The 8,110-nt window shown below is 73.0% G+C and carries 8 protein-coding genes; 4 read left to right on the forward strand and 4 right to left on the reverse strand.

Going from position 1 to position 8,110, the window contains the following annotated elements; all coding sequences use genetic code 11:
• Window positions 1-63 precede the first annotated feature (63 nt).
• Window positions 64-1,695 carry a RecQ family ATP-dependent DNA helicase gene (locus tag ACTMSW_RS27395; protein WP_441183574.1) on the forward strand — a complete coding sequence of 544 codons (1,632 nt, stop codon included), beginning with the start codon at window positions 64-66 and terminating at the stop codon, window positions 1,693-1,695.
• A 72-nt stretch (window positions 1,696-1,767) separates the two neighbouring features.
• Window positions 1,768-2,271 (forward strand): hypothetical protein, encoded by a 504-nt coding sequence (locus ACTMSW_RS27400; RefSeq protein ID WP_441183589.1) that lies wholly within the window; start codon window positions 1,768-1,770, stop codon window positions 2,269-2,271.
• Window positions 2,272-2,341: 70 nt separating this feature from the next.
• Here the strand turns inward: ACTMSW_RS27400 and ACTMSW_RS27405 are convergent, their stop codons facing one another.
• Both ACTMSW_RS27405 and ACTMSW_RS27410 read right to left on the reverse strand, forming a co-directional pair.
• Window positions 2,342-3,106 carry an ABC transporter permease gene (locus ACTMSW_RS27405; protein ID WP_441183575.1) on the reverse strand — a complete coding sequence of 255 codons (765 nt, stop codon included), beginning with the start codon at window positions 3,104-3,106 and terminating at the stop codon, window positions 2,342-2,344.
• The gene (locus tag ACTMSW_RS27410; RefSeq protein WP_441183576.1) at window positions 3,099-4,073 is read right to left on the reverse strand and encodes an ATP-binding cassette domain-containing protein; all 975 of its coding nucleotides are present in this window, start codon (window positions 4,071-4,073) and stop codon (window positions 3,099-3,101) included. Before ACTMSW_RS27410 ends, ACTMSW_RS27405 begins: the two co-directional genes overlap by 8 nt.
• Before the next feature lie 93 nt (window positions 4,074-4,166).
• Here ACTMSW_RS27410 and ACTMSW_RS27415 point away from each other — a divergent pair, with 93 nt between their 5' ends.
• Together ACTMSW_RS27415 and ACTMSW_RS27420 are read left to right on the forward strand one after the other, a co-directional pair.
• Window positions 4,167-4,919 (forward strand): TetR/AcrR family transcriptional regulator, encoded by a 753-nt coding sequence (locus ACTMSW_RS27415; RefSeq protein ID WP_441183577.1) that lies wholly within the window; start codon window positions 4,167-4,169, stop codon window positions 4,917-4,919.
• A 57-nt stretch (window positions 4,920-4,976) separates the two neighbouring features.
• Window positions 4,977-5,978, forward strand: a complete 1,002-nt coding sequence (locus ACTMSW_RS27420; RefSeq protein ID WP_441183578.1) for a helix-turn-helix domain-containing protein — start codon at window positions 4,977-4,979, stop codon at window positions 5,976-5,978.
• A gap of 230 nt (window positions 5,979-6,208) precedes the next feature.
• Here ACTMSW_RS27420 and ACTMSW_RS27425 read toward each other — a convergent pair whose 3' ends face one another.
• Together ACTMSW_RS27425 and ACTMSW_RS27430 are read right to left on the reverse strand one after the other, a co-directional pair.
• A complete protein-coding gene (locus ACTMSW_RS27425) occupies window positions 6,209-7,198 on the reverse strand; it encodes a DNA topoisomerase IB (RefSeq protein ID WP_441183579.1) in 990 nt (329 codons plus the stop codon).
• On the reverse strand, window positions 7,176-8,110 hold a 935-nt coding region (locus ACTMSW_RS27430), incomplete at its 5' end, for a glycosyltransferase family 9 protein (RefSeq protein WP_441183580.1). The genes ACTMSW_RS27430 and ACTMSW_RS27425, both read right to left, overlap by 23 nt.

Below are 8,110 nucleotides of genomic sequence, written 5' to 3' on the forward strand. Positions count from 1 at the left end.
GGTCGTCCGTCACGGGCCGGTGGCGGTTTCGCCGCTGATCACCCGGGGTACCTCCGGCCCTCGATGAAGCTGTCCACGCACTCGATGACCCTGCGCCGCGCGGCGAAGAACCTCTTCGGCTGGACCGCGCTGCGGCCGAACCAGCTGGCCGCGATGCGCGCGGTGATGAAACGCCGCGACGCCCTGGTGGTTCTCCCCACCGGCGCCGGCAAGTCGGCGATCTACCAGATCCCGGCCAGCCTGATCCCCGGCCCGACCGTGGTGATCTCGCCGCTGCTCGCCCTCCAGCAGGACCAGATCGCGGCGCTCAACGAGCGCCAGCGACCCGAACTGCGCGCCGTGCGGATCAGCTCCGACGAGTCGCCGGCCCAGCAGGCCCAGGCGATCGCCGAGATCCGCGAGGGGCGGGCGGAGTTCCTCTTCATCACTCCGGAGCAGCTGACCAACCCGGACCGCATGGCCGAGGTGAGATCGCTCAAGCCGGCGCTGGTGGCAATCGACGAGGCGCACTGCATCTCCGCCTGGGGCCACGACTTCCGTCCCGACTACCTGGCGCTGGGCCACCTCATCGAGGGCATCGGCCGGCCTCCCGTGGTGGCGCTGACCGCCACCGCCTCGCCGCCGGTCCGCGACGACATCATCGCCCGGCTGCGCCTGCGCGACGCCGAGGTGGTGGTCTCCGGGCTGGACCGGCCGAACCTGTTCCTGGAGGTCGCGCACTGCCCCACCGAGGACTACCGGTGGCGGCGGCTCATCGCGCTGCTGCGGGACGACCGGCGGCCGGGCATCATCTACGTGCCCACCCGGCGCTCCGCCGAGGACCTGGCGGCGCGGCTCACCGACGCCGGATTCCCGGCGCAGTACTACCACGGCGGGATGGCCACCGGCGCCCGTCACGAGCTGCACGAGGCGTTCCTCGCCGACCAGGTGCCGATCATGGTCGCCACCTCCGCGTTCGGGATGGGCATCGACAAGCCCAACATCGCCTGGGTGGTGCACACGGCCCTGCCCGACTCCCCGGACAGCTACTTCCAGGAGATCGGGCGGGCCGGGCGCGACGGCGAGCCGGCCCGGGTGCTGCTGCTCTGGCGGGCCGAGGACGTCGGGCTGCAACGATTCTTCAGCGGCGGCCTGCCGGACGAGACCGAGCTGCGCGACCTGTCCGCGCTGCTGCGCAAGCAGGCCCGGACGAAGAAGGAGCTGCGCGAGGTGACCGGCCTGGGGCCGCGCAAGCTCGGGCAGTACCTCGCCCTGCTGGAGCAGGTCGGCGCCGCCGAGCCCCGGTCGAAGCAGCGCCTCGGCGCACCGCGCTACTCCCCGCAGCCGGTGGACGCCGCCGCGGCCGCCGTCGCCGAGGCCGAGCGGCAGCAGAACGTGACCCGGTCGCGCACCGACATGATGCGGGCCTTCGCGGAGACCACCGCCTGTCGGGGCCAGACGCTGCTGGCGTACTTCGGCGAGCAGATGACCGAGGTGTGCGGGCACTGCGACAACTGCCATGCCGGCACCAGCACAGCCGACGACGGCGCGGTCGGGCCGTTCCCCGTGCACAGCCAGGTCCGGCACCCGGAATGGGGGTCCGGCCTGGTGCTCAGCTACGAGGAGGACCGGATGACGGTTCTCTTCGACGAGGTCGGGTACAAGACGCTGTCCGTCAGCGTGGTGTCCGAACAGGGCCTGCTGACCCTGGACTAGCCTGAACCGGCCCCGCGGCATCGACGTCGACCACCGGGGCGGGACGTGAACGACGAGCAGGAGGACGTTGCCGTGATCGAGCAGCCGGCGTACACCGGATTCGGTTTCACCGACGAGGAGTGGGGGCTGCTGGTCGGCCTCCCGCAGTCGGTGCTCACCGCGGCGAGCGCCGCCGAGTCCGACGGCACCCGGCGCACCATGGCCGAGAGCGCGGCCGGGCTGGAGACCATCTCCGCCGGTCGGGAGTCGGCGAACCCGCTCGTGGCGGCCGTGGCCGAGGAGATCGTCGCACGGGTGGGTGACCCGGAGGCGGGGGCGGAACTGCCGGTCATCGCGCCGTCCGACCCCCGGGCCCTCGCCGAGGACGTGCTCGGCCGCGCCAAGGCCGCGGCGGCGCTCCTCGCGGCCAAGGTGGACGAGGGCGAGGCCGGGGCGTACAAGCACTGGCTGGTGGCGATCGCCGAGCAGGTGGTGGGCGCGGCGTCCAGCGGCGGGCTCCTGGGCCTCGGCGGGGACGTGGTCAGCGACTCCGAGCGGCGGTTCCGGGACCGGCTCTCCCAGGTGCTCAACGACTAGTCGCCCCACGACGCGCCGGGGCCGCCCTCTCTCCGCAGAGGACGGCCCCGGCGCGGTACGGGCGGGCAGCTCATCCGACGCGACGGCGGAACAGGACCCCGGCCAACGCCACCGAGACGACCAGGATGCCCAGGCACCAGGCCACCGCGCGAGCCGGCGCGGATCCGGCGGGGGTGCCCAGCAGCAGCGCCCGCAGCGTCTCGATGACCGGGGTGACCGGCTGGTGGTCGGCGAAACCCCGCAACCAGGACGGCATCGTCTCCACCGGCACGAAGGCGCTGGAGGGGTAGGGCAGGAACATCACCAGGAAGGTGAAGCCGTTGGCCGCCTCCGGAGTACGGGCGAGCAGCCCGAACGCGGCGGACAGCCACGAGACCGCCAGCAGGAACAGCAGCAGCACCCCGGCGGCGGCGAGCCACCGCAGCGGGTCGACGACCGGCCGGAAGCCGATCGCCACCGCGACCGCCAGCACCAGCACGGTGGAGACCGTGTTGCGCACGACGCTCGCCGCGACGTGCCCGAAGAGGATCGCGGTGGCCCCGACGTCCATCGTCCGGAACCGTTCCACCACCCCGTTGGTCAGGTCGGTGGTGACGCTGACCGCTGTCGACGCCGCCCCGAAACCGGCGCACAGCAGCAGCACCCCCGGGACGACGTAGGTGACGTACGCGCTGCCGGTGTCGATCGCGCCGCCGAACAGGTAGACGAAGAGCAGCATCAGGATCACCGGCAGCAGCAACGAGGTGAGCAGCGCGTCGGTGTTGCGGCGGGACAGCCGTACGCAGCGCCCCACCAGGACCAGCGTCTCGGCCGGCCGGACGGTCAGCTCAGACACCGGCCACCTCCCGGTCGGCCGGGCCCGCCTGCCCGGTCAGGCTGAGGAAGACGTCGTCGAGGGTGGCCGTACGGACGCCGAACCGGGTGATCGCGCGCCCGTCCGGGTCCACCTCGTCGAGCAGGCGGCGCATCTGCGGGGCGCTGCCGTCGGTGGTGACGCCCAGCTCCAACCGGGCCGGGTCGCGGTGGGTGACCCGGTCGCCCAGGCGGCGGGCCACCTCGGCGAAACGGTCCGCGTCGCACAGCGTCAACTCCAGGCGGTGATCGCCGAACCGGCGCTTCAACTCGGTCGCGGTGCCCTCCGCGGCGAGCCGGCCGCCGTGCAGCACGGCGATACGGTCGGCGAGCCGGTCGGCCTCCTCCAGGTACTGCGTGGTCAGCAGAACCGTCACCCCCGCACCGGCCAGCTCGCCGACCACCTCCCACAGCCCCTGCCGGCTGCGCGGGTCGAGCCCGGTGGTGGGCTCGTCCAGGAAGATCACCGACGGCTCACCGACCAGACTGGCGGCGAGGTCGAGCCGGCGGCGCATCCCCCCGGAGTAGGTCACCACCCGCCGGCCGGCGGCCGACGTCAGGTCGAAGCGCTCCAACAGGTCGCTCGCACGCCGCCGCGCCGCCGTCCGGGAGAGCCCGGCCAGCCGGGCCATCATCTCCAGGTTCTCCGTGCCGGTCTGGTGGTCGTCCAGGGCCGCGTGCTGGCCCGCGAGACTGATCGTCCGGCGTACCCGGCGTCGGTCGCGAACCACGTCGTGACCGTCCACCCGGGCCGTGCCTCCGTCCGGCGCGACCAGCGTGGCCAGGATCCGCACCGTGGTGGTCTTGCCCGCGCCATTGGGGCCCAGCAGCGCGTGGACGCTTCCCCGGGCGACCCGCATGGTCAGGTCGTCGAGCACCCGCACACCGGCGAAGGACTTGCGCAGCGCGACGATCTCCACCGCCGCCCTCGGCATCGTGTCCATGCCCATCCCACCCTCCTTTCTGCGTATGACGTACGCTTAACTGCGTGCACCATACGCAGAAGCTAGGATGGCGGTCAACACCCCGACCGAGAGGCACGGATGGACGAGCAGGACGTCGACCTCCCCGAGAGCGTCGAGATCGCCTGGGGCCTGCGGGAACGGCCCGGCAAGGGGCCGAAGCGCAGCCTGACCCTGGAGCGGGTGGTGGCCGCCGCCATCGGGGTGGCCGAGGCCGACGGGCTGGGCGCGGTGTCGATGAGCCGGGTCGCCGGGGCGCTCGGCGTGGCTACGATGTCGCTGTACCGCTACGTCCCGGCCAAGAACGACCTGCTGGACCTGATGGTCGACGCGGCCTACGGTGACCCGCCCGCACCCCGCGGCACGGACGAGGGCTGGCGGCCGGCGCTGGCCCGCTGGGCGTGGGCCAACGTCACGACCATCCACCGGCACCCGTGGATTCGGCACGTCCCCATCAGCGGGCCGCCGATGGGGCCCTGCCAGGTCCGCTGGATGGAGCACGCGCTGGCCGCCCTGGACGGCACCGGCCTGCGCGGCAGCGAACGGCTCTCCACCGTCATGCTGGTCAGCGGGTACGCGCGCAACTGGGCCACCCTGACCGCGGACCTGGCCGAGGCGGCCGGCCGGGCCGGACAGACCCCGGACGAGGTCGGCGTCCGCTACTGGCAGCAGCTCGCCCTGCTGACCCGGGACGGTCCCTACCCGGCGATCCGGAAGCTGTTGACCGACGAGTCGCTCGACCCGGAGGAGGAGTTCGACGCGGAGTGGAGCTTCGGCATCGACCGCATCCTCGACGGCGTGGAGGCGCTGATCCGGAGCCGCTCGCAGACCTGACCCGGGAGGCGGTCCGCCACCGGGTCGTCCACAATGTCGGGCACGGGGAGGTGTGGGATGAGTGTCCTGCGCGCGGAGGTCATGGACACCACCGTGGTGCCACCGGCCGACCGGTGGCCGCTCTTCCTCGACATGTCGTTCCGCGCCTCGGCGCCGATGAGCATGTCCAGCGACCACGTGTCCGACTTCCGGGCCACCTCCCGTTCCGTGCACCTCGGTGGCCTGCAACTCGTCCGGTTCCGCTACCAGTCGCTGACCGGCCAGCGCACCCCCCGGCTGATCCGCCAGGCGGACCCGGAGCTGTACCAGGTCGCGCTGACCGTCAGCGGCGCCAGCGCGATCAGCGCCCAGCGGCGGGACACCACCATGTCGCGGTCCGACTTCACCCTGGTCGACTGGGGTCGTCCACACCGCCTGGAACACCGCAGCCTGCACGGTGGGCAGGAGCTGGCCGCCTCGCTCACCGTCGGGATCCCCCGGTCGATGCTGCCGCTGCACCCGGACCGGGTGGACCGGCTGGCGGCGGCCCGCATGCCCGGCACCGAGGGCCCCGGAGCCCTGCTGGCCATGCACCTGCACCACATCACCCGGTATCCGGAGCAGTTCCGGGTCGTCGACGCCCCGCGCCTCGCGGACATCACCCTGAGCCTGGTGGCGACCCTGTTCGCCCACCACCTGGACGCCGTGCACGACCTGCCACCCGACGTACGGCAGCAGGCGACACTGGCCCAGGTGAACGCCTTCCTCGACCGGCACCTCTCCGACCCCGCCCTGACACCGCAGGCCGTGGCCGAGGCGCACCACATCTCCCTGCGTTCGCTGCACCGGCTCTTCGAACCCGACCAGGAGACGGTGGCCGCGTCGATCCGGAGGCGCCGGCTCGCTCGGTGCCGCCGCGACCTCGCCGACCCCCTGCTGCGGCACCAGCCGGTGCACCGCATCGGGCGGCGCTGGGGATTCACCGACCCCGCCCACTTCAGTCGCGCCTTCCGCGCCGCCTACGGAATGTCACCGCAGGCGTACCGGGAGGCGAACACCCGACCGGCTGACGAGGGGTAGGCACCGATCGTCAACGGTGTGGCGTCCGTGGTCAACTTCCCCGGGGCAGACTGACGACGACGCGATCGGTCGCGAAGGGTCTTCGACCTCACGGCCGGCTCGTCATCGGGGGCCGTGGCGGAGGCGCCCGCCGTCCCACGTGGCGGCGGGCGGCCCGCCCGGGACTCCCAGGACGTCCACTGGCCCCGGTCCCGTCCATGTCTCCCCCCAGGACCCGTGGGCGGGGCCGGTCAGGCGTCCTCCAGCAGCTCCAGCACCCGGCGCTCGGCCTCCTCGCGCGGTGTCTCCGGCGCCACCGGCGCCAGCACTCCGTCGTGGTAGAGGTCCACCACGCGCGGGTCCACGTAGGACGCCCGCGCCACGGTCGGGGTGTTGCCGAGCAACTCGGCCACGTCGCGCATCACCGAGGCGACCGCCCTCTTCCGGGCGGTGGCCGACCGCTGCCGACCCACCGTGGCCAGCTCGACCGCCGCCCGCACCGTCGCGTGCCAGGTACGGAAGTCCTTCGCGGTCATCTCCCCGCCGCTGGCCTCGCGCAGGTACTCGTTGACCTCGTCGCTGCGCACGTCGCGCCAGAGCTGGCCGTCCCAGTAGCCGAAGAGGCGCTCCTCGGTACGGCGCCGGCGGCGCAGTTTCGTCAGCACCTGGCACAGCTCCGGATCCTCGATCCGGCGTACCTGCTCGATGCCGCCCTTGGCCGGGAACTCGAAGACGACACAGCCACCCCGGGAACGGGCGTGCTCCGGACGCAGGGTGGCCACCCCGAAGGTGGGGTCCTCGCCGGAGGCGTACTGGTCGCTGCCCACCCGGAACATGCCCATGTCGAGCAGCCGGGTGACCGTGGCCAGGACCCGGTCGCGGCTCAGGCCCGGGCCGGTGAGGTCGTTGCCCACCCGCTCACGCAGGACCGGGAGCCGGCGGGCCACCTCCAGCACGTGGTCGAACTTGGCCTCGTCGCGCTTCTCCCGCCATGCCGGGTGGTAGAGGTACTGCTTGCGGCCCGCCGCGTCGATGCCGGTCGCCTGGATGTGCCCGTTCGGGTACGGCGAGATCCACACGTCCTGCCAGGCGGGCGGGATGACGAGTTCCCGTAGCCGGGCGAGCGTCTCCGGGTCGCGGACCTGCTGACCGGAGGGGTCGAGGAACAGCCAGCCCTTGCCGCGCCGGCGGCGTCCATACCCTGGCCTGCCCGGATCACTACGCCGCAACCGTACCGGCAACCCGCACCGTCCGTTCCACCTCGTCCACGGCGGCGAGCACCTCGTCGATCGGAAGCGCCGCCAACGTCGGATGGCTTCCTACCCCGTCCCACCTGCTCCAATCACCTTCTCCGATCCACAGCACCCGGTGTCGGGGTCGGTCTGGTGGTGGTCCCCAGTGTGCGGGGCTGGCGGGGCCGAAGAGGAGGACCGATGGGGTGTGGTAGGCGGTGGCGAGGTGGGCGATGCCGGTGTCGCCGCTGATGAGGAGGCGGGCGTGGGCGGTGAGGGTGGCGAGGTGGTGCAGGTCGGTGTGGCCGGCGAGGACGGTGTGGGTGGGCAGGCCGGCGAGGTGGGCCACCTGGTGGGCCAGGGGGCGTTCGCTGTGGTTGCCGGTGATCACGATGTGGTGGCCGGCGGTGGTGAGGTGGCGGGCGACGGCGGCGAACCGCTCCGGCGGCCAGCGCTTCGCGGGCACCTTGGAGCCGGGGTGCAGCACGGTCGCACCGGTCGGCAACCGCCCGGGCGGCGGCCGGCGCAGCGCCAGGTCGGCCGGGTCGGCCTCGATCCCGTACGCCCCCAGCAGCCGGCACCAGCGGTGCACCTCGTGCTCGGCGTCGTCCCACGCCGGTCCGTCGTGGTGGCCGGCTTCGTGGTTGGCGAAGGCGAGCAGCTGGCGGGGTCGGGTGGTGGTGAGCATGCGGTGGGACTGGGGTCCGCGTCCGTGGAGGTTGACGGCGAGGTCGGGGTGGGGGCCGGTCCAGGGTAGGGGGCCGAGGTCGGGGGCGTCGATGATGTGGTCGATGCCCCCGATGAGGTTGACCAGGGGGGTGAGCCAGGCGGGTGCGATCAGGGTGAGTTGCTGGTCGGGGTGGGCGGTGCGGAGGGCGCGTAGGGCGGGTACGGCGGTGGCGAGGTCGCCGACGCCGAGGG

The sequence above is a fragment of the Micromonospora sp. BQ11 genome (assembly GCF_052068135.1).
Taxonomy (GTDB): domain Bacteria; phylum Actinomycetota; class Actinomycetes; order Mycobacteriales; family Micromonosporaceae; genus Micromonospora.